Below are 18,993 nucleotides of genomic sequence, written 5' to 3'. Positions count from 1 at the left end.
TGGCGCCTCCGACGGTTCCACTCTGGACTCGAGGCCAGGTGCGCCCGGTGCCGTCCGGAGTGGTCGGCGCCGACGTCAGCCGATGACCGGGCGGTCTCTACGGTGGTTGCATGCGTTCTCTCACCAAGCTCGACGAGTGGTCTGCGGCAGACGTCCTCCAGGTGTTCGCTCTGGCGGATGCGTACAGCGAGGGCCGTGGGCCGGTCAAGGAGGGGGCGGCGGTCATGTTCTTTCCGCCGAGCAGTCTGCGGACGAGAGCCACGTTCGAGCGCGGGGCGTCGCTGATGGGGCTCCAGCCGATCGTTCTCCCCGACACCACGCTCGACAAGCCGGAGTCTCTGGCCGATGTCGCCCGGTATCTGGACGCCTGGGTCGACATCATCGTGGCTCGGCACCCCGACCTCTCCGTCATCGAGGGCCTGGCGGCGGCTCACTCGCTGCCCGTCGTGAACGCGATGACCGACGTCAACCACCCATGCGAGGTGCTCTCCGACCTGTACTCCCTGCGCCGCAGGGGCGACATCTCAGAGCTCCGCTTCCTCTTCGTCGGCGCCGACGGCAACATCGCCAGGGCATGGCAGGAGGCCGCGAGGGTGCTGCAGTTGGATCTCATCCAGTGCTGCCCGGCTGAGCTCGCGACCCCGGGCGCTCTCTGGACGGATGACCTGGAAGCGGCCATCAGATCAGCGGACGTCGTCCTCACCGACGGTCCCGGGTCTCACGCCGAGCTCCTCGAGCCCTATCGGGTCACTGGGGCCCTTCTCGATCTCGCGCCGGCAGGGGTCCGCTTCGCTCCGTGCCCGCCGTTCGTCCGCGGCCGCGAGGTGAGTGCCGACGCCGTGTCGCACGCGGCCTTCGTCGGTCACGCGTTCAAGGCCCCGCTCCTCCCTGTGCAGCAGGCGGTCATGGCATTCTGCCTCGACCTCGGATGACGACGAGCCCCTGTAGTCGATCGATTGAGACAATGTCGGCATGGGGACCTTCGTGCTTCGACTCCTGGCGATCGCGGCATCCGGGCTGGCCGCGACATGGCTCGCGACGGGCGCCGAACAGATCTGCCCGGCGATCTATCCAGCACCTGAATCGTGCAGAGCCGGCGCGCGCATCGCCCCCGCCACAGTCGGGACCTTCATCATCCTCGCGTTTCTCGCCCTCACCATCGTTCTCGTCGCGCTCAAGAACGAACGTGCGATGAACGTCGTGGCGGTCACGCTCTTCGGACTGAGCTGCTCTGTCGTACCGCTCTGGACGCTCTTCGCGAGCGGGTTCGCCGCTGACGAGCGCGTCCTGATCATCGCGTCACTCGTCCTCCTCGTCGTGGCGATGACCGTCGCGACGGGGCTCGCCCTCCGAAGAGGGCGAAAGGAACGCATCTGATGGCCCGGCACCAAGGCGACTCGTTCATCGACCGTGGCCGGAATCAGGTCGGTTCCGTCATGAAGCCGATCTTGTTCCCGTCCAGATCCCGAAGCTCGAAAAACTCGACGGCCGCTTCCACACTGGCGCGGTGACGCCAGTGGATGCGGTCTGCTTCGACCTCGACGGCACGTTGTTCGATCACCAGGGTTCGGCACGTGCAGCGGTGGTCCGCTTCCTCCACTCACTCGACGTGGTCGCGTCGGAATCGACTATCGCTAGCTGGTTCGCCGCCGAAGAAAAGCACTACGAACGCTGGCGGGCGGGTGAGATCAGCTTCTCGGAGCAGCGCCGTCAGCGGTTGCGCTCGGTCCTCCCGCCGCTCGGGGTCGACGTCCCTCACAGCGACATCGAGATCGACGAGCTGTTCAGCGAGTACCTGCGGGCGTACGAGTCGGCTTGGCGGGCATTTCCCGATGCGCTGCCCCTCCTTCGGAGCCTGCGCGCGTCCGGTCACCGCATCGGATTGCTGACGAACGGGACGGAGGCTCAGCAGCTGGCGAAGCTCCGGCGGACAGGTCTCTTCGACGCCTTCGACGTCGTCTGCACGTCGGAGCGCATCGGCTTCGCGAAGCCCGACGCGAGGGCCTTCGCAGTTCTCGCCTCTGAACTGGGGGTCGAGCCGGCGGCGTGCCTCTTCGTCGGCGACGATCCGGTGAAGGACGCCGACGGAGCCAGGGCAGCGGGGATGCAGCCGCTCCTGGTCGACGACCACCGCAGCCGTGGGCTCCCGATCGGTGAGCTCGTCACGTCCTCGATCGCAGCATCCGAGGGAGCTCGATAGGAGTGCTCTGCGGAGGCAGGGCTACGGACAGGGCTGTACGGTGCTCGGTCGCACCGGGTACCGTGTGGCGCTCACCGTCGAGAGGAACCGCATGTCCGCATCGCGTCCGTCCCGCAGGAGCCGGCTCACCGTCCTGTCTCTCCGAGCGGCAGCGGCTGCCGTGACGGCCGTCGCGGCGGGGCTCACGACCGCGTGCACGACGAGCGACGACGACAGAGGGGCGAGCTCCCCGCCGACGAGCTCCGCGTCTGCTCCTGCGTCGGCAGGCGGTTCCGAGGCGGACGCGGACGGGGCGGAAGAGGATCTGGATGAGCTGCCGCTGCCTCGCGAAGACATCTCCGACTGGGCGGCCAGCGCACTCCCCGCGCCCGGTGCAGCAGGGCGGCTGGTGAATCAGAGTGGCTGGCTCAGCGACGGCACCTCGTCTCAGCTGATGGTGTCTGCACCGGAGGAGCCCCCGGGGCGATACGCGGTCGATGTGGCGTGCCTGGGTAGCGGAACGATCACGGTCCGCCTGCAGGAACCCGAAGACCCCGCGGCTCCCGGCTCCCCGGATGCGACATGCACGGACGAGACGATCAGCTTCGAATACGACAGCAGCCCGGACGCACCGCGTGTCAGTCTCGGCCTCTCCGGTGCCCCGACCGTCTACGCCGTGGCCATCGCTCCCGTCGAGGGGTGACCGCTGCTGCACGGACGCCGATCCGCCACGGAATCAGTCCGAGTCAGAACTGACGTGCGGCGACGTCCGGCCGCGTCGACGCGGCCAGCAGCTCACGGAGGTGGTCCGCGGTGACGGGGGCCCCAGGGTCGGACAGATAGTCCGCAATGAACCCATCGAGGTCGGCGGCGTAGATGGGCGTGTACGCCCCCGACTCGGGCTCTGCTCGCCACGATTCGGCCAGTGTCCCCCCGTCGACCGGCTCGAAGCCGAGGTCGTCGACGATCGCCGAGACCCGCTTCTTGGCATGATCCTCGTCGCCGTAGACCGCGAGGGCGGTGCGGGGAGTGGAGTGGGCCAGGGCGGGGATGTGGTGGAACAGGATGTTGTTGAAGGCCTTGGTCACGACGGCCCCGGGCAGCAGCTCGCGCTCCAACTCGGCCGTGTTGACCTCGAGCGAATCGAGGCGCGCGATCCGGCCGTCCCGGTGCGGGTAGTAGTTGCCCGTCGAGAGGACGGTCCTGCCGGAGAACGCCTCGCCAGGGAGCGCCTCATACGCGCCGAGTGGCACGGCCAGGACCGGCACCTCGCCGAACTCGATGGCTTCGCGGCTGTCGCCGGCCTGCGCCTGGGTCCCTAGTTCGTCGATCAGGCCACGCAGCGACTCCGGGCCTCGTGAGTTCGCGATCAGCACCTCGTAGCCGGCGGCGACGGCCAACCGGGCGATGCCGCTTCCGATGGCTCCGCTGCCGATGATTCCGATGCGCTTCATGTCTATCTCCTTCGTGTCGTGGTCGGTGCTGATGATGGGCAGGCGAACGTGCTGTCAGTTGCGGGGTCGCGCGGGCCGAGGAGGTTCCGGCGCCGCCCATCCCGTCCGTGTCAGAGCGGAGAGCGCCGCAGCCGAGGCATGGTCGGCGAGAGCGGCACCCTGCACCCAGCTCGTCGCCAGTGCGGCGAGGAACAGGTCACGTGGACGGATGTCGCTGCGCGCCAGACCATCTCGTTGGGCCGCCTCGAGGAACTCCGCCGTGGTCGTCACGAACCCCTCGCAGGTCGTGGCGAGGGGTGATGCACTCGTCGTGGTCGCCTCCCGCAGAGGTCCAGGAAGGCCCTCGAACGCCCCAGCCCACATGACGACGGCTCCGAGCCAGCCGTCGAGCGCCTCGGCGGTGCTGACGGACGCAGTTCGCAGGCGCTCGCGTCGAGCTATCAGCTCCTCGTCGCGGCCGGCCAGCAAAGCGGCCAGCAGTGCTTCGCGAGTCGGGAAATGACGGTAGAGCGTGCCCGCGCCGACACCTGCCTGCTTCGCGATCGCGTCCAGTGAGCCGCCGACTCCGTGCTCGGCGAAGTGCCTCTCGGCCGTCCCCAGGATGAGATCCCGGTTGCGTCGTGCATCAGCTCTGGGCTCGCGGGCCCTCGTGCTCACGTCACCGACCATGGAGATCCTCTGCTCTGACCGGAGACCTTCTCCGCATAGATCAGGAGACTATCTCCGTTTGCTGAGAATGCAAAGGATCCACTACGAAGTGTGCCGCCGGCGCATGATCGGAAGGGGTCGTCTCCGGCCGACAGGTAGGTGATCGTCGACCGACGCCTCAGGCCGTCAGGTGCTGCGTGATGCTGCCCTGCCCGTCGACGAGGGCGACGTCGGCGAGAGCGCCGTTGACCAACGGCATCTGCGGGGGTTGATGGCCGGTGTCGAAATCGAGGATGACGGGGATGTCGACGTCTCCCAGCGCTCGTCGCACGGCATCTTCCTGACTCAGTTCCGAGCTGTCCGGGCCGTTCGTGCGCCCGATCAAGACGCCCTCGGCGGCGTCGAACCATCCGGCCAGCCGAAGGGATCGGAGCATGCGCAGGACGGCGACCGAGTCGGAGCCCGCGGCCTCCAGGTAGACGAGGGTTCCTTCTGGGGCGTGTTCGAGGGCGAAACGGGGCACGTCTCCGTAGGGTGTACCCGCCAGGAGCGACACGGTCTCGAGGCATCCGCCGATGAGTCGCCCGCTCATGCTGACGTCATCTTCACCGTCGAGCGTGCGCCATCTGGTCGGGGTCTCGTACGCGCGGTCTCGATCGAGGGGCTCTTCGCTCCAGGCGGCCCAGGGGCGTGAGCGGCGACGCGGTGCGCTGCGTTGCTCGAACGAGCTCCCGGCCGGCATGCTCGCGACGTCTGTCCAGCGGTGGAATTCCGTCGGCAACTCCCATGGCTCGTCCATGAGGTTCGCACCGTGCATCGTCGCCAGCCCGGTGAGGGTGGTCAACGGCAGGAGCAGGGTGGAGATGTCCGACCAGCCGACGAACCAGGTCCGGGTCGACGCGAGGGCCGCCCAGTCGATGCCGTCGAGCAGCTCGACGGCCAGTTCACCTCCCCAGGGAGGCAGCACCGTGTCGCCGGAGCGGAAAGAGTCGTGGAGATCCACGATGCGATCGCCAGCGGATGCGGGAACGAGTCCGCCGATGGTGGCGTGATCCCGGACGTGCACATCGAGACCGCGGTCGGTCAGCGAGGCCACCGCTGCACGGAGACGCTCGTGGAGTTCGTCGGGGACCCCCATCGAAGGAGCGGGCACTTCGATGCGTCCTCCCGCCCGGAGCGGCGTGGGGTACGTGATGCCGGCCATCCGTCGACGCTAGCAAGGCGAAGAACGGATTCGGTGTCACGGCAGGTTCCGGAGCGAGCTCACGATGGCGCGGGCTCTCTAGAGTCGGCAGCCGGCGCCCGCGCCCGCGCCCCGCCCGACGGCCGAGCGGGGAGCGTACGCCGATCTAGTCGCGGAGGGGCGATCCCACGACGGTGAAGCGGTGTCCGCCGAAGGTGCCGTCGAGCAGGGGGCGGGCTCTGGCGATCGCGTCCTGCACCTGGGGGAGGGCGAGGGAGGCGCGGTGCGCCTCCGCCGAGTCCCAGAGCTCGACGACGAAGACGGTGTCGGGCTGATCGTCGTCCACCCCGACCTCGTAGGCCCGGCATCCGGCGCCCGTGAGGCTCTCGTTGCGCTCGGTGAGGAGGGCGACGAGTTCATCGCGCTTTCCGGGTGCGGCCCCGAGGGTGCCCACGTTCACGAAGGTCATGTCGCGAGGCTACCGCGGGCTCAGCCGGCGGCGATCTCGCGCAGCGTCGCCAGATGGGCGGCCCACGCCGTGCGGCCCTCCGCCGTGAGCTTGAGGGAGGTCCGTGGTCGCTTGCCGACGAACCCCTTCTTGACCTGCACGTAGCCGGCCGCCTCGAGCACGCTGACCTGCTTGCTGAGTGTCGAGTCGCTGACCTGCACGGCATCGCGGAGGTCGGCGAAGTCGAGCTGGTCCGCTGCCGCGAGGGCCGCGGTCATCGAGAAGCGCACGGGCTGGTGCAGGGTGTCCGACAGCCGGAGGCGCGGGTGCTGCTCGCTCATCGCCGAGCCGCCTTCGCCTCGTACGTCGCCGCACCCACGGAGAGTGCGAGCAGCGCGAGGGCCAGCAGGCTCGAGGCCAGCAGCGCCTCGCCCTGGGAGGTCGAGACGACGAGCATCGCGACGAGGTAGACCGCGAAGATGACGCCCATGTAGAGGCCCCACCGTCGCCCGAACCCGTTCTTGTGCGAGCGGAGGAACGCGAGCTGGAACGCGATGATCACCGCGATCCAGACGACGAGAGCGAGCATCGCGATCAGGTAGTTCGTGCCGGAGGTGAGACCCATGGCGAGGGTGCCGAGCGACAGGGTCGACCCGAGGGCCAGCAGCACGGCGACGGCGGGCCAGCTCGCGGTCGAGGTCGCCTGGCGGCCGGTCGCATCGGCGTCGGCGAGGAGGCGGCGGGCCTCGTCGGGTGTGGGGAGGGACGTGCTGTTCGTCATGGTGCTGATCCTCTCTGGGTGGGTGTTCGTGTTCTCATCATAGAAAGTACTTTCCAATGGTGCAAGCACTTTCTTACGAGACCTAGACGCTGTGCGGCCGTGTGGTCTCCGTGAGGAACTCCCGTTTTCGCGTGAGGAACCCGTAAGGGCCGTCCGACACGGCCGCATCCCGGTGTCTACTGACTCGCTGTGCCCACGACGGGCACCGGGTCCTGGTGGCCCGTCGATCCTTCTCTTGGAGTCGTAGTGCTCGACATCGTGTACGTGCTCGCCGTCATCGCTGTGTTCGCAGTGGTGTCCCTCGTCGCGAAGGGGGTCGAGAAGCTGTGATCGTCTTCAGCATCGGTGCGGTCGTACTGGCCGTCGCCGCACTCGCCTACCTCGTGTACGCGCTCGTGAAGCCCGAGCGGTTCTGATGGACACCCTCTTCGGCATCCTCCAGATCCTGACCGTCGTCGTCGTCCTGGTCGTCGTGTACCGCCCCCTCGGCGACCACATGGCCCGACTGTTCACCACTGCGAAGGACTCTCGCGTCGAACGCGGCTTCTACCGCCTGATCGGCGTCGACTCCGCCTCCGAGCAGACGTGGCCCGCCTACCTGCGCGGCGTCCTCGCCTTCTCGCTGATCGGCGTGCTGTTCGTCTACGCGATCCAGCGCCTCCAGGCGTTCCTGCCGTACTCGCTCGGCTTCCCCGCCGTGCCCGAGGGGCTGTCCTTCAACACCGCCGCCTCCTTCGTCACGAACACCAACTGGCAGTCGTACTCGCCCGACACGACCCTCGGGTACGCGGTCCAGCTCGGCGGTCTCGCCGTCCAGAACTTCGTCTCCGCGGCCGTCGGCATCGTGGTCGCCGTGGCCGTCATCCGCGGGCTCGCCCGCGCGAAGAGCGGCACGCTCGGCAACTTCTGGGTCGACCTGACCCGCACGCTCGTCCGCCTCCTCCTTCCGCTGGCCGTCGTCGCGGCCGTCGTGCTCGTCGCGGGCGGGGTCGTCCAGAACTTCGCCGGGTTCACCGACGTCACGACCCTGACCGGCGGGACCGCGACGATCCCCGGCGGGCCGGTCGCCTCGCAGGAGGCGATCAAGATGCTCGGCACGAACGGCGGCGGCTTCTTCAACGCCAACAGCTCCCACCCCTTCGAGAACCCCGCGCCCTGGACGAGCGTGTTCGAGATCCTGATGATGCTCGTCATCCCGTTCTCGCTGCCGCGCACCTTCGGCCGCATGGTCGGCTCGACGAAGCAGGGCGTCGCGATCGCGGCGGTCATGACGACGATCTTCGCCGTCTCGCTCAGCGCCATGACCTGGTTCGAGCTCCGCGGTGCCGGCACCGCGACACAGCTCGCCGGCGGCGCGATGGAGGGGAAGGAGGCGCGGTTCGGCATCTGGGGGTCGACCCTCTTCGGTTCCACCTCGACCCTCACCTCGACCGGTGCCGTCAACTCGATGCACGACTCGTACACCGCTCTCGGCGGCATGATGCCGATGATCAACATGATGCTCGGCGAGATCGCCCCCGGCGGCGTCGGATCGGGTCTCTACGGGATGCTCGTGCTCGCCGTCATCACGGTGTTCATCGCGGGTCTGCTCGTCGGCCGCACGCCGGAGTACCTCGGCAAGAAGATCGGGCCGCGCGAGATCAAGCTCGCCAGCCTGTACATCCTCGTCACGCCGACCATCGTGCTCGCCTTCACCGCGCTGAGCTTCGCGATCCCCGCGGTCCGCGCCGACGTCGAGGGCACGTCGATCTGGAACCCCGGCCTGCACGGCTTCAGCGAGGTCCTCTACGCCTTCACCTCGGCCGCGAACAACAACGGCTCGGCCTTCGCCGGCCTCACCGCGAACACCCCCTGGTTCAACACGACCCTCGGCGTCGCCATGCTGCTCGGCCGGTTCCTGCCGATCGTGCTCGTGCTCGCCCTCGCCGGCTCCTTCGCCGCGCAGGACAGGATCCCCGCGACCGCCGGGACCCTCCCCACCCACCGCCCGCAGTTCGTGGGCCTGCTCACCGGCGTCTCCGTGATCATCACCGCGCTGACCTACTTCCCCGTCCTCGCACTGGGACCGCTCGCTGAAGGGCTGCAGTAACCATGTCCACCATCACCGACACACCCGCCACCGTCGATCACGACCAGGAGGCTGCTCCGACGGACCGCGGCGGCGCCTTCAGCGCCGCCCAGCTCGTCGCGGCGCTGCCCGGCGCCCTGCGCAAGCTGGACCCCCGCGAGATGTGGCACAACCCGGTCATGTTCATCGTCGAGGTGGGCGCCGCCTACACGACGATCCTCGCGATCGCGGGTCTGTTCACCGGTCCGCAGTCCTCCGGCGGGTCGCCCGTCCCCGGCTCCTTCACCTGGGCCATCGCGATCTGGCTCTGGCTGACCGTCGTCTTCGCCAACCTCGCCGAGTCCGTCGCCGAGGGGCGCGGCAAGGCGCAGGCCGAGACCCTCAAGGCGACCCGCACGAGCACCACCGCCCAGCGCGTCCTCTCGTACGACGCGACGTCCGACGCCGGTGCCGAGCGCGCCTCCTCGGAGTCCGTGTCATCCGCCGACCTCACGCTCGGCGACACGGTCGTCGTGACCGCCGGCGAGCTGATCCCGGGCGACGGCGACATCGTCTGGGGCATCGCCAGCGTCGACGAGTCGGCGATCACGGGCGAGTCCGCCCCGGTGATCCGCGAGTCGGGCGGCGACCGCAGCGCCGTCACCGGCGGCACCCGCGTGCTGTCCGACCGGGTCGTCGTGCGCATCACGAGCAAGCCGGGCGAGACCTTCGTCGACCGGATGATCCGCCTCGTCGAGGGCGCCTCCCGACAGAAGACGCCCAACGAGATCGCGCTGAACATCCTGCTCGCGAGCCTCTCGATCGTCTTCGTCGTCGTGACCCTGACGCTGAACCCGATCGCCGGGTACAGCGACGCCTCCGTCAGCATCCCGGTGCTGATCGCCCTGCTGGTCTGCCTCATCCCGACGACGATCGGCGCGCTGCTGAGCGCGATCGGCATCGCCGGCATGGACCGCCTCGTGCAGCGCAACGTGCTCGCCATGTCGGGGCGCGCGGTCGAGGCCGCAGGCGACGTGACGACGCTGCTGCTCGACAAGACCGGCACCATCACCTACGGCAACCGCCAAGCCGCCGAGTTCACGCCCCTCGACGGCATCGCGCGGGCCGAGCTCGTCGACGCCGCGGCGCGGTCCTCCCTGGCCGACCCGACGCCCGAGGGCAAGTCGATCGTCGACCTCGCGCTGACGACGGGCTGGCTCGATGCCGGCGACCAGCAGGGGGAGATCGTGCCGTTCACCGCGCAGACCCGGATGTCGGGGCTCGATCTGCCCGACGGCACCCGGATCCGCAAGGGCGCCGGCAACTCGATCATCTCGTGGGTCGAGGAGGATCGCCGCCTCGCCTCGAGCGAGCACGACGAGCTCCAGGCCCGCATCGACGAGATCTCGAACGCCGGCGGTACACCGCTGGTGGTCGCGATGAAGACGACCACGGCCGATGCCCGTGTGCTCGGCGTGGTCTACCTGAAGGACGTCGTCAAGACCGGCCTGCGCGAGCGCTTCGCGGAGCTGCGGTCCATGGGCATCCGCACCGTGATGATCACGGGCGACAACCCGCTCACGGCCAAGGCGATCGCGGCCGAGGCCGGTGTCGACGACTACCTCGCCGAGGCCACCCCCGAGGACAAGCTCGCGCTGATCCGCCGGGAGCAGGAAGGAGGCGCGCTCGTCGCCATGACCGGCGACGGCACCAACGACGCCCCCGCGCTGGCCCAGGCCGACGTCGGCGTCGCCATGAACACCGGCACGTCGGCCGCCAAGGAGGCCGGCAACATGGTCGACCTCGACAGCGACCCGACGAAGCTGATCGACATCGTCCGGATCGGCAAGCAGCTGCTCATCACCCGCGGCGCCCTCACCACGTTCTCGATCGCCAACGACATCGCGAAGTACTTCGCGATAATCCCGGCCATGTTCGCCGGGGTGTTCCCCGGGCTCGGGCTGCTCAACCTCATGCAGCTCAGCTCGCCGGCCTCCGCGATCCTGTCGGCGATCGTCTTCAACGCGCTGGTCATCGTCGTGCTCATCCCGCTCGCCCTGCGGGGTGTGAAGTACCGCGCAGCGTCGGCCTCGTCGATCCTGTCGCGCAACCTCCTCGTCTACGGACTCGGCGGCGTCGTCGCCCCGTTCGTCGGCATCAAGCTCATCGACCTCGTCGTCAGCGTCATCCCCGGCTTCTAGCCGGCGACCGGAACCGGGAAAGAGACCATGAACACACGCACCCTCCTCCGCCAGCACGGCGTCGCCCTCCGTGCGATGCTCGTCTTCACCCTCGTGCTCGGCGTGGCCTACACGGCCGTCATCACCGGCGTCGGACAGCTCGCCTTCGGCGGCAAGGCCGACGGATCCGCCGTCGCGCTCGACGGCGAGACCGTCGGCTCGTCCCTGATCGGGCAGTCGTTCACCGACGCCGACGGGGCCGCCCTGCCGGAGTGGTTCCAGTCACGGCCTTCCGCAGCGGGCGACGGCTACGACGCCTCCGCCTCGAGCGGCAGCAACTACGGACCCGAGAACGAGGACCTCATCGCCGCGATCGACGAACGCCGTGCCGCGATCGCCGCGAGCGACGGCGTCGCCCCGGAGGACGTCCCCGTCGACGCGCTCACCGCCTCCTCGTCCGGGCTCGACCCGCACATCAGCCCGGAGTACGCGCAAATCCAGATCGAACGCGTCGCCGCGGCGCGCGATCTGCCCTTGGCGGACGTCGAGGCCCTGGTGGCGGAGCACACCCGGGGCCGCGACCTCGGCTACCTCGGCGAGCCCACCGTGAACGTGCTCGAGCTGAACACGGCCCTGGCCGCGACGTCACGCTGACGCCGTCGAGCGGAGCGGCTCCGTCGAGCGGGGCGACGCCGGGTGCCGCCCGGTGCCGCCCCGAAAGGCGATCCCGCCGCCTGCGACCCCGCCGACGACGACTTCGCTGCTCGAGGTGGCGGCCCTCCGGCCGCTAGCTGGTGGGGACCACATCCCAGTGCTCGCGGATGAGTCCGCCGTCGACGCGGAACAGGTCGGCTGCGAGCAGCGGGTCGCCGGGCTTCGCGCCGACCGCCTGGGAGAAGGTCCAGACGATGTCGCCGTCGGAGAGCGAGATGACGGACTGCTGCGCCGGGAACTGCGCACCGCTGCCGAACAGCTGCTTCAGCGCTGCCGTCCCGTTCGGAGCGACCGGGTTGTGCTGCAGGTACGCGGGGTCGAAGGCCCGGTCGAGGATCGAGGCGTCCTGGTCGCGGAACAGCGTGTCGTACGCCGACACCGCGAGGATGCGGTTGCGTTCCTCCTGACGTTCCGACGGTGCGGCGGTCGGACGTGCCGGCCGGTACAGATCGCTGAACATGGTGTTCGTGTTCCCGCTCGCCGGTGTGCCGGTCGGAACGGGCTGCTCGAGCGACCAGTGCTCGACGATCCGGCCGTGCTGGAGGCGGAACAGATCGACGGCGGCGTCACCGCTCCGTTCGTCGCGGGGGTCCGACGTGATCTGCCAGTGCACCGCGACGAGGTCGCCGTCGGCTGCGACGCGCTTGATCACCGCCTGGGCACCGGGAACGCGGGCGCGGTCCGCCGCGAACCGGGCCAGGAGTCCTTCGGGCCCCGCGGCGGTCCCTGCTCCGCGTGCGACCGCGCTCGGCGAGACGAACCGAGCCGCGAGCTGCTGGGAGGACCTGCTGTCGGGGTCGCCGAAGGTCTTCGTGAGGAGCATCCGCACGGTGCAGGCGTTGCGCTGTTCGGTGCGGGTGTCCGCACGGTCTGCGGCGACCGTCACGCTCGCCTCCGGTCGGTCGCCGGGAGCAGCTGCTGCCGGTGTGGCGACGCCGACTCCGGTGAGGAGGGCGACTCCGGCGAGGACGGCCGTGCCGCGGGCGAGGCGGGCACGACGGGCGGTGGAGATGGTGGGCACGAGTACTCCTTCGATGGTGAGCGATCGGGATCGCAGCATCGCAGAGAACTCTCCCCAGCGGAGGTACGCACTTTTTTGTAAGTTGCTTACATGGATGTCGGAATCGTGGAACCGCCCGCACCGCCCGCGCATGATCGGGGTGCCCCGGCGCGCTTCCCTGCGGCGTGTCCTTCGCGAGTCGTGCTCACACATGTCACGAGCCGGTGGGGCGTGCTCGTGCTCCTGGCGCTCGAGCAGGGTGGCATGCGGTGGGGCGAACTGCGGCGCACGATCGAGGGGATCAGCGAGAAGATGCTCGCCTCCACCTTGCGGACGCTGGAGCACGACGGGATCGTGAACCGGGTCGCCCAGCCCACGATCCCGCCCCGGGTGGATTACTCGCTCACCGAGAGCGGCGCCGAACTGGCCGCGCGACTCGTCCCCCTCATGGACTGGATCGTCGAGCACGCCGACACGATCGTCGATCGATCCTCCGTCGACTGACACCCGTCGCCTCCGATCTCTATCCGATCAGGGCCTCGGACTCCGACCACAGGCGCCGGGCCGCGTCGGGGTCGAGGGCGTGACGCACGACGCCGTGGATCCCGTCGACGATGTCGTCGACGACGTCCGCCGGGCCGCAGTCCTCCCAGTACGCCGGGGCGCCGACACCGAGCTCCGCTCGAGTGGCGACGAACACCGACGTCGCGGCGCCCTGCTCGACCGTCTTGACGCCGTCGGAGTAGCGGACCTTCATCTCGGCCAGCACCGCAGGGTCCCAGTGGCGTTGCAGCCCGGTCCAGATCCCCCCGGGCATCACCGCCGCGGCCGTTATGCCGTCGTCGCGCCACCTGCGCGTGGCCTCGATGCCGAAGAGCACGTTCGCCGTCTTGGACTGCCCGTAGGCCAGCCCAGCGTCGTACGGGGTGCGGCGGAAGTGCATGTCGTCGAAGCGGATCCCGCTCGCGCCGTGGCCGCTCGACGACAAGGAGATGATGCGCGCTCCGTCGGCGCTGGCCAGCGCCCCGTGAAGACCCGTCGCCAGGGCGAAGTGCCCGAGGTGGTTGACGCCGAAGTGCCATTCGTGCCCCCTGGCGGTGCGCCGCTCGGGGACGTGCATGACGCCGGCGTTGGCCACCAGCAGGTGCAGAGGCCCCGACCACGCCCCGGCCAACCGCGTCACGGAGTCGAGGTCGGCGAGATCGAGCTCCATCACGCGGAGGTCCGCTGCCGGGTTCCGTGCCCTGATCTCGTCGGCCGTGCTCCGGCCGGCGTCGACATCACGGACCGCGAGGACGACCGTGGCACCGGCCTCGGCGAGAGCCCGCACCGTCTCGACGCCGATGCCCGAGCTGGCGCCGGTGACCAGGGCGTTCCGCCCATGCAGATCGATCCCCTCGATCACGTCGTGGGCGGTCGAGGACTCCCCGAACCTCGGGGTGTCCGGGTCGGCCGGGTCGACGGTCATGCGAGTCGAGTCGCGGTGATGCCGCCGTCGACGTCGACGGTGCTGCCGTGCACGAACACCGCCTCGTCCGAGACGAGCCAGCGCACCGCGAAGGCGACGTCGACGGGGCGGACGGGTCGGCCCGCGACGGTGCCCGCCGTCATCGCCGCGAGGACGTCGGCGCTCTCGGCGTTGCCGGGTGTGCTCGTCGCGCCGGGGGCCACGGTCGTGACGCCCACGCCGGAGGGTCCGAACTCGGCCGACCAGGTGCGGGTCATCTGCTCGAGGGCGGCCTTCGAGGCGGTGTAGGCGGCGCCGAAGGGGACCCCGACGCGAGACATCCACGAGCCGATGTTGACGATCGCACCTCCGCCGCGCGCGACCATCGCGGGGGCGAGGGCGGCGACGAGGATGTGCGGCGCACGGACGTTGACCGCCAGCACGGCGTCGAGATCGGCGTCGGCGAGGTCGGCGGTGGGGCCCGCGGGGTAGATGCCGGCATTGTTGACGATGACGTCGACGCGCCCGCCGAGAGCGGACTCGGCTTCTGCGGCGATGCGGCGCACCTCCGACGCGCTTCCGCCGAGGTCGCCGACGACGGCGTGGGCGCGCCCGCCCGCATCGGTGATGACGCGCACGACGGCGTCGGCGCGGTCGGCATCGCGCCCGTTCACGACGACCTCGGCTCCGGAGGCGGCGAGCACGCGGGCGATCGCCTCGCCGATGCCGCTGGTCGAGCCGGTGACCAGGGCGGTCCTGCCGGCGAGGCGGGAATCGACGGCCAGGGTCTGCAGTTCTTCTTCATTGGACTTCATGGTCCATTACTAGCACACGAATGGACTGAATGGTCCAAGAGAGTAGGATCGCCGAGTGGACGAGACGAAGCTCACCGAGCGCGGCAGGGCGACCCGGCAACGGATCATCGAGGCGACGGGGGAGCAGATCCTCGCATCGGGCATCGGCGGGACGACCCTCGACACCGTCCGGGCCGCGACGCTGACGAGCAAGAGTCAGCTGTTCCACTACTTCCCCGGCGGCAAAGCCGAGCTGGTGCGCGAGGTCGCGGCGTGGGAGGGCGCCCAGCTGCTCGAAGCGCAGCAGCCGCACATCGACGACCTCGGCTCGTGGCAGTCGTGGATCGCCTGGCGGCAGGCCCTCGTCGACTACTACCTCGGCCTCGGTCGATGGGCGTGTCCGATCGGATCACTCGCGACGCAGGCGGCCATGACCGACCCCGAGCTCGAACGGGTCATCGCCGAGAGCATGGGCGCATGGCGCGACCTGCTCGCCGCGGGAGTCCGCAAGATGCAGTCGACGGGTGACGTCGACGCGGACGCCGACCCCGACCGCATCGCCATGGTGATCCTCGCCGCGGTGCAGGGCGGTCTCGTGATGAGTCAGCCGCTGCGCTCGTCCTGGCCGCTCGAGGCGGCACTCGACTCGGCGCTCGACCCGCTGCACCACGTGCGCGTCTGACCTCCGGATCGGCCCGTCCGTCCGGTCGTCCTGCTGCGGCGCGGACGGTCCGGGGATCGCCGCCGAGACGCGTTCACAGCGTCATGCCGAGCACCCTGCGCACGGCGACGGGTCCGCCGTGGTCGTCCTCTCGTCGAGTCATCCCGATCTTCTGCGCGACCCTCTCGGAGGCGGTGTTGTCGGGATGGATGATCGCGACGAGTTCGGTGGCGTCGAGCTCGACACGGGCGAAGTCCCGGCAGGCGGCTGCCGCCTCCGTCGCGTAGCCCCGTCCTTGAAGCGTCGCGCGCACGTGGTAGCCGACTTCGAGCATCGGGACGCCGTTGACGTCCTGCCAGGTCAGCCCGCAGTCGCCGACGAACAGCCCTGCATGCGTCTCGACGATCCAGAGACCGAAGCCGTGCGCGGCGTAGTTGTCCTCGTTCCAGGCGATCCATCGCGCCGCATCGTCGCGACTCTTCGGTGCCGGGTAGAACTCCATGACCCTCGGGTCGCCGAGCAGATCAGCCATGTCGTCGAGGTCTGCCGGGGTCATCTCGCGGAATCGGAGCCGCGCGGAGGGGGCGGGAAGCATCCCCGCACCGTATCCCGCTCGGCGACGATGTCGCGGTGGCCGGAGCTGACCGGACCTGCAGGAGGCGCGGTCCGGGTTCTCCAGGCCCGCGCCTCCTCGTCGATGGTCAGCTCGACACGACGGTCGTCGCCGACGCCTTCAGGCTCAGACGAGGCTCAACAGCATCGTGTCCGAGTCGCCGTTCCGTCCGACGACCCGGAATCCCGCGCGCTCGTACAGACGTCGTGCGCCGTTGCCGTCCTCGACGCTCAGGCTGATGCCGGGGAGGCCCCGGGCCGACGCCAGGGCGATCAGCTCCGAGAGCAGGTCGCGCCCGAGGCCCTGGCCACGGAATCCCTGGAAGGTCGTCAGGCTCAGTTCCGGAGTGTCGGCATCGACGAATCCGTAGCCGGGGTCGTCCTCCGGCAGGAAGACGACCCAGCCGACGGCCCGTGCGATGTCCCCGTCGAAGTCGACGAGCCCGAAGTCGCCTTCTGCGGGGAAGCCCGTGTAGTAATGCGCGATCGCGTCGGCGGCGTCCAGGTCGTCGAAGGTGAACCGGGTCGTGTTCCAGTTCATGTTCGCGAGGGTCGCTTCCCGGAGGAGCGCCCGGTCGGCGTGCGTGAGAGGTCGGCGGGTCATGCCTCGACGGTACGCCGGGGGTCAGCCCCGGCGGAGCAGACGGGCGGGAGGCGCGTCGGAGTCCACGATGGCGCCCGCCACCCAGGTCCCCGCGACGGCGCCCATCAGCGACGCGCCGTCGAACGCCGACACCGGGTTGCGGTGCCGCAGCGCCGACGCGTCGACCGTGAACGGCGTCTCGGGTGCGAACGCGACGAGGTCCGCCGCCCCGCCGACGGTGATCGAGCCCTTCGAGGCAGCAACCGCACTGAGCCCGACGAGCGCGGCCGTCCCCGACGACATCCAGCCGACCACCGTCTCGAGCGCGATGCCCCGGGCCCGAGCACCCGTCCACACCGCCCGGAAGCTCACCTCGAGACCGGCGATGCCGCCCCAGGCGAGGTCGAACGAACCGTCGCCGGCGAACTTCAACGCCGCCGTCGAGGGGGAGTGGTCGGATGCGACGATGTCGATCGTCCCGTCGACCAGCGCCTCCCAGAGCAGTTCGCGGTTCTGCTCGTCGCGGATCGGCGGGCAGCACTTGTACTGCGTCTCGCCGTCGCCGATCGAGCCCGCGTCGAAGGTCAGGTAGTGCGGGCACGTCTCGACCGTCAACCGCAGACCCTCGGCCTTGGCCGCCCGGATCGCCGGCAGCGCCGACGCCGACGACAGGTGCAGCACGTGCGCCCGCCCGCCGGTCTCCCGCAGCGCCTCGATCACGTGGTCGATGGCGGTCTGCTCGACCGCCTCGGGGCGCGACCGGACGAAGTCGTCGTACACCGCGCCTCCTGCGGTGATCTCGAGCGAGGCCGCAGCGGCGTCGAGCTGCCCCGGGTCCTCCGCGTGGACGATCAGCAGACCGTCGAAGGCCGTCAGCTCGCGCAGGGCCTCGAACAGCTGCGCTGTCGACAGGTGAGGGAACTCGTCGACGCCCGACGGCGAGAGGAACGCCTTGAAGCCGAACACCCCGGCCTCGTGCAGCGCTCGCAGATCGCCGGTGCCGAGGTTCGACGGGATGACGCCGCCCCAGAAGCCGACGTCGACGACCGACTGCGCGGCGGCGGCGGCACGCTTCAGATCGAGCGCCTCGACCGTCACCGTCGGCGGGATGCTGTTCAGCGGCATGTCGACGATCGTCGTCACACCGCCGGCCGCGGCGGCGCGGGTGGCCGACGCGAAGCCCTCCCACTCGGTGCGACCGGGCTCGTTCACATGCACGTGGGTGTCGACCATGCCGGGCAGCAGCACCTGGTCGGGCGGCAGCAGACGGTCGTCGTCGACGCCGGTCGTGGCGAAGGGCGCATCGACGGGACCGATCGCGGCGACGACGCCGTCGCGCACGGCCACCGCGGCAGCCCGCCAAGCGCCGTCGACGAGCACCCGCTCGGCGCGCAGCACGAGATCGAAGGGAGCGGAGGCGAGCGGCTCAGGCACGGGTGCCCTCCGCGGTCGGGGCGACCCGCGCCTCCTCGACGGCGGTCCCGGGCGAGGCGGTCCCGGGCGCGGCGGTCTCGGCGGCCGCAGCGGCCTCCGCCTCCTCCGCCTCGAGCTCCTTGCGGCGCTTCCGCAGCAGGTGACCGGCGAGGGCGACCAGCAGCGTCAGCCCGCCGGCCGCCCCCATGCCGATGCCGATGTGCACCTGCAGCAGCAGGGCCCCGACCCCCGCGCCGATCAGGATCATCAGCACCGCGAGCACCCGCCGCGGGAAGTTCTTGCCCGTGCCGCCGGCCAGCTTCGACTCCGATGCGAGCCCCACGATGGTCGACGTGACGACGACGGTGGTGACGTCGGCGACTGCGAGCTTGCGTGCCGCCGCGGCCTGCAGACCCATCGCCGCACCGAGCAGCCCGGTGATGGTGAACGCCCACGGCGACCCCTCGACCGGCAGCACGACGAAGCACGACACCCCGAGGCCGAGCAGCACCGTGCCGGTCACCGAGAACGCGATCGTGCTGCGACCCGACCAGCCCGCGCGAGCCGAGCGCAGCATCGCCCCGCCGATCGCGGCGCCGATCATGAACGCGACGAGCGCGACGATCGGACCAACGATCGGCAGCCCGTCGGCCTGCGCGATCGCCATGCCCAGGATCACCACGTTGCCGGTCATGTTCGCCGTGAACACCCGGTCGAGACCGAGGTAGCCGACGGCGTCGATGATGCCGGTCGTGAACGTCAGCGCGAGCATCATGAACAGGTGCATGCGCGCCTGATCGGCACGGAACTTCTTCACGGGGGTCCTTTCGTCACGGCACGGTGGTCCGA

General features: G+C 70.0%; 24 protein-coding genes. 11 read left to right on the top strand and 13 right to left on the bottom strand.

Going from position 1 to position 18,993, the window contains the following annotated elements; translation table 11 throughout:
• Positions 1-110: 110 nt before the first annotated feature.
• The 4 genes from SOM11_RS13750 (at position 111) to SOM11_RS13735 (ending at position 2,882) form a co-directional block, all read left to right on the top strand.
• Positions 111-932 carry an ornithine carbamoyltransferase gene (locus SOM11_RS13750; protein ID WP_320478381.1) on the top strand — a complete coding sequence of 274 codons (822 nt, stop codon included), beginning with the start codon at positions 111-113 and terminating at the stop codon, positions 930-932.
• 40 nt (positions 933-972) lie between these two features.
• On the top strand, positions 973-1,377 hold the full coding sequence (locus SOM11_RS13745; protein WP_320478380.1) for a hypothetical protein: 405 nt from the start codon (positions 973-975) through the stop codon (positions 1,375-1,377).
• A 130-nt stretch (positions 1,378-1,507) separates the two neighbouring features.
• A complete protein-coding gene (locus tag SOM11_RS13740; RefSeq protein WP_320478379.1) occupies positions 1,508-2,200 on the top strand; it encodes an HAD family hydrolase in 693 nt (230 codons plus the stop codon).
• A 160-nt stretch (positions 2,201-2,360) separates the two neighbouring features.
• Positions 2,361-2,882, top strand: a complete 522-nt coding sequence (locus tag SOM11_RS13735; protein WP_320478378.1) for a hypothetical protein — start codon at positions 2,361-2,363, stop codon at positions 2,880-2,882.
• A 43-nt stretch (positions 2,883-2,925) separates the two neighbouring features.
• On the opposite strand, the gene SOM11_RS13730 is transcribed toward SOM11_RS13735, so the two are convergent.
• The 6 genes from SOM11_RS13730 to SOM11_RS13705 form a co-directional block, all read right to left on the bottom strand.
• Positions 2,926-3,666, bottom strand: coding sequence for an NADPH-dependent F420 reductase (locus SOM11_RS13730; protein WP_320478395.1), 741 nt, complete (start codon positions 3,664-3,666; stop codon positions 2,926-2,928).
• A gap of 21 nt (positions 3,667-3,687) precedes the next feature.
• Positions 3,688-4,302 carry a helix-turn-helix domain-containing protein gene (locus SOM11_RS13725; protein WP_320478377.1) on the bottom strand — a complete coding sequence of 205 codons (615 nt, stop codon included), beginning with the start codon at positions 4,300-4,302 and terminating at the stop codon, positions 3,688-3,690.
• Positions 4,303-4,459: 157 nt separating this feature from the next.
• Entirely contained in the window at positions 4,460-5,485 is a 1,026-nt protein-coding gene (locus SOM11_RS13720; RefSeq protein ID WP_320478376.1) for an LD-carboxypeptidase, read from the bottom strand.
• 145 nt (positions 5,486-5,630) lie between these two features.
• Positions 5,631-5,933, bottom strand: coding sequence for a putative quinol monooxygenase (locus SOM11_RS13715; protein WP_320478375.1), 303 nt, complete (start codon positions 5,931-5,933; stop codon positions 5,631-5,633).
• 20 nt (positions 5,934-5,953) lie between these two features.
• On the bottom strand, positions 5,954-6,253 hold the full coding sequence (locus SOM11_RS13710; protein ID WP_192059380.1) for a winged helix-turn-helix domain-containing protein: 300 nt from the start codon (positions 6,251-6,253) through the stop codon (positions 5,954-5,956).
• The gene (locus tag SOM11_RS13705) at positions 6,250-6,693 is read right to left on the bottom strand and encodes a chemotaxis protein CheY (protein ID WP_192059382.1); all 444 of its coding nucleotides are present in this window, start codon (positions 6,691-6,693) and stop codon (positions 6,250-6,252) included. Before SOM11_RS13705 ends, SOM11_RS13710 begins: the two co-directional genes overlap by 4 nt.
• Before the next feature lie 189 nt (positions 6,694-6,882).
• On the opposite strand from SOM11_RS13705, the gene SOM11_RS13700 reads away from it, so the two are divergent.
• Genes SOM11_RS13700 through kdpC form a run of 5 tightly spaced genes read left to right on the top strand, consistent with a single transcriptional unit; the run spans position 6,883 to position 11,574 of the window.
• Positions 6,883-7,023, top strand: coding sequence for a hypothetical protein (locus SOM11_RS13700; protein ID WP_192059384.1), 141 nt, complete (start codon positions 6,883-6,885; stop codon positions 7,021-7,023).
• Entirely contained in the window at positions 7,020-7,109 is a 90-nt protein-coding gene (gene kdpF / locus SOM11_RS13695; protein ID WP_159825887.1) for a K(+)-transporting ATPase subunit F, read from the top strand. The genes SOM11_RS13700 and kdpF overlap by 4 nt, the downstream gene beginning before the upstream one ends.
• Positions 7,109-8,782, top strand: coding sequence for a potassium-transporting ATPase subunit KdpA (kdpA, locus tag SOM11_RS13690; protein WP_320478374.1), 1,674 nt, complete (start codon positions 7,109-7,111; stop codon positions 8,780-8,782). The genes kdpF and kdpA overlap by 1 nt, the downstream gene beginning before the upstream one ends.
• 2 nt (positions 8,783-8,784) lie before the next feature.
• A complete protein-coding gene (gene kdpB, locus SOM11_RS13685; RefSeq protein ID WP_320478373.1) occupies positions 8,785-10,941 on the top strand; it encodes a potassium-transporting ATPase subunit KdpB in 2,157 nt (718 codons plus the stop codon).
• A gap of 27 nt (positions 10,942-10,968) precedes the next feature.
• Positions 10,969-11,574, top strand: a complete 606-nt coding sequence (kdpC, locus tag SOM11_RS13680) for a potassium-transporting ATPase subunit KdpC (RefSeq protein WP_320478372.1) — start codon at positions 10,969-10,971, stop codon at positions 11,572-11,574.
• A 133-nt stretch (positions 11,575-11,707) separates the two neighbouring features.
• Here the strand turns inward: kdpC and SOM11_RS13675 are convergent, their stop codons facing one another.
• Entirely contained in the window at positions 11,708-12,655 is a 948-nt protein-coding gene (locus SOM11_RS13675; RefSeq protein ID WP_243214372.1) for a nuclear transport factor 2 family protein, read from the bottom strand.
• A 90-nt stretch (positions 12,656-12,745) separates the two neighbouring features.
• Between SOM11_RS13675 and SOM11_RS13670 the strand changes: the two genes are divergently transcribed.
• A complete protein-coding gene (locus SOM11_RS13670; protein ID WP_374231391.1) occupies positions 12,746-13,138 on the top strand; it encodes a winged helix-turn-helix transcriptional regulator in 393 nt (130 codons plus the stop codon).
• Positions 13,139-13,157: 19 nt separating this feature from the next.
• On the opposite strand, the gene SOM11_RS13665 is transcribed toward SOM11_RS13670, so the two are convergent.
• Positions 13,158-14,102, bottom strand: coding sequence for an SDR family NAD(P)-dependent oxidoreductase (locus tag SOM11_RS13665; RefSeq protein ID WP_320478371.1), 945 nt, complete (start codon positions 14,100-14,102; stop codon positions 13,158-13,160).
• Complete coding sequence (locus SOM11_RS13660) at positions 14,099-14,896, bottom strand: SDR family NAD(P)-dependent oxidoreductase (protein ID WP_192059397.1); 798 nt, start codon at positions 14,894-14,896, stop codon at positions 14,099-14,101. The genes SOM11_RS13665 and SOM11_RS13660 overlap by 4 nt, the downstream gene beginning before the upstream one ends.
• A 55-nt stretch (positions 14,897-14,951) precedes the next feature.
• Here SOM11_RS13660 and SOM11_RS13655 point away from each other — a divergent pair, with 55 nt between their 5' ends.
• A complete protein-coding gene (locus tag SOM11_RS13655; protein WP_192059399.1) occupies positions 14,952-15,557 on the top strand; it encodes a TetR/AcrR family transcriptional regulator in 606 nt (201 codons plus the stop codon).
• 73 nt (positions 15,558-15,630) lie between these two features.
• On the opposite strand, the gene SOM11_RS13650 is transcribed toward SOM11_RS13655, so the two are convergent.
• The 4 genes from SOM11_RS13650 to SOM11_RS13635 all read right to left on the bottom strand — a co-directional run bounded on the left by SOM11_RS13650 (position 15,631) and on the right by SOM11_RS13635 (position 18,961).
• On the bottom strand, positions 15,631-16,131 hold the full coding sequence (locus SOM11_RS13650; protein WP_320478370.1) for a GNAT family N-acetyltransferase: 501 nt from the start codon (positions 16,129-16,131) through the stop codon (positions 15,631-15,633).
• 144 nt (positions 16,132-16,275) lie between these two features.
• The gene (locus SOM11_RS13645; protein WP_320478369.1) at positions 16,276-16,752 is read right to left on the bottom strand and encodes a GNAT family N-acetyltransferase; all 477 of its coding nucleotides are present in this window, start codon (positions 16,750-16,752) and stop codon (positions 16,276-16,278) included.
• 21 nt (positions 16,753-16,773) lie between these two features.
• Positions 16,774-18,165 carry an allantoinase AllB gene (gene allB, locus SOM11_RS13640; RefSeq protein WP_320478368.1) on the bottom strand — a complete coding sequence of 464 codons (1,392 nt, stop codon included), beginning with the start codon at positions 18,163-18,165 and terminating at the stop codon, positions 16,774-16,776.
• A complete protein-coding gene (locus SOM11_RS13635; protein WP_320478367.1) occupies positions 18,158-18,961 on the bottom strand; it encodes a YoaK family protein in 804 nt (267 codons plus the stop codon). The genes allB and SOM11_RS13635 overlap by 8 nt, the downstream gene beginning before the upstream one ends.
• Positions 18,962-18,993: the final 32 nt, after the last annotated feature.

This window comes from Frigoribacterium sp. CFBP9029 (genome assembly GCF_034045305.1).
In the GTDB taxonomy this organism is placed as follows: Bacteria; Actinomycetota; Actinomycetes; order Actinomycetales; family Microbacteriaceae; genus Frigoribacterium.
Note: the sequence above shows the minus strand (reverse complement) of the source record. Positions and strands in the feature narration are given on the sequence as shown.

Coding starts and splice junctions, on each gene's coding strand:
- SOM11_RS13660 (WP_192059397.1), bottom strand. CDS start 14,896: ATGAAGTCCAATGAAGAAGAACTGCAGACCCTGGCCGTCGATTCCCGC.
- kdpC (WP_320478372.1), top strand. CDS start 10,969: ATGAACACACGCACCCTCCTCCGCCAGCACGGCGTCGCCCTCCGTGCG.
- SOM11_RS13745 (WP_320478380.1), top strand. CDS start 973: ATGGGGACCTTCGTGCTTCGACTCCTGGCGATCGCGGCATCCGGGCTG.
- SOM11_RS13715 (WP_320478375.1), bottom strand. CDS start 5,933: ATGACCTTCGTGAACGTGGGCACCCTCGGGGCCGCACCCGGAAAGCGC.
- SOM11_RS13705 (WP_192059382.1), bottom strand. CDS start 6,693: ATGACGAACAGCACGTCCCTCCCCACACCCGACGAGGCCCGCCGCCTC.
- SOM11_RS13725 (WP_320478377.1), bottom strand. CDS start 4,302: ATGGTCGGTGACGTGAGCACGAGGGCCCGCGAGCCCAGAGCTGATGCA.
- SOM11_RS13670 (WP_374231391.1), top strand. CDS start 12,746: ATGGATGTCGGAATCGTGGAACCGCCCGCACCGCCCGCGCATGATCGG.
- SOM11_RS13650 (WP_320478370.1), bottom strand. CDS start 16,131: ATGCTTCCCGCCCCCTCCGCGCGGCTCCGATTCCGCGAGATGACCCCG.
- SOM11_RS13665 (WP_320478371.1), bottom strand. CDS start 14,102: ATGACCGTCGACCCGGCCGACCCGGACACCCCGAGGTTCGGGGAGTCC.
- SOM11_RS13645 (WP_320478369.1), bottom strand. CDS start 16,752: ATGACCCGCCGACCTCTCACGCACGCCGACCGGGCGCTCCTCCGGGAA.
- kdpA (WP_320478374.1), top strand. CDS start 7,109: ATGGACACCCTCTTCGGCATCCTCCAGATCCTGACCGTCGTCGTCGTC.
- SOM11_RS13750 (WP_320478381.1), top strand. CDS start 111: ATGCGTTCTCTCACCAAGCTCGACGAGTGGTCTGCGGCAGACGTCCTC.
- kdpB (WP_320478373.1), top strand. CDS start 8,785: ATGTCCACCATCACCGACACACCCGCCACCGTCGATCACGACCAGGAG.
- SOM11_RS13720 (WP_320478376.1), bottom strand. CDS start 5,485: ATGGCCGGCATCACGTACCCCACGCCGCTCCGGGCGGGAGGACGCATC.
- SOM11_RS13710 (WP_192059380.1), bottom strand. CDS start 6,253: ATGAGCGAGCAGCACCCGCGCCTCCGGCTGTCGGACACCCTGCACCAG.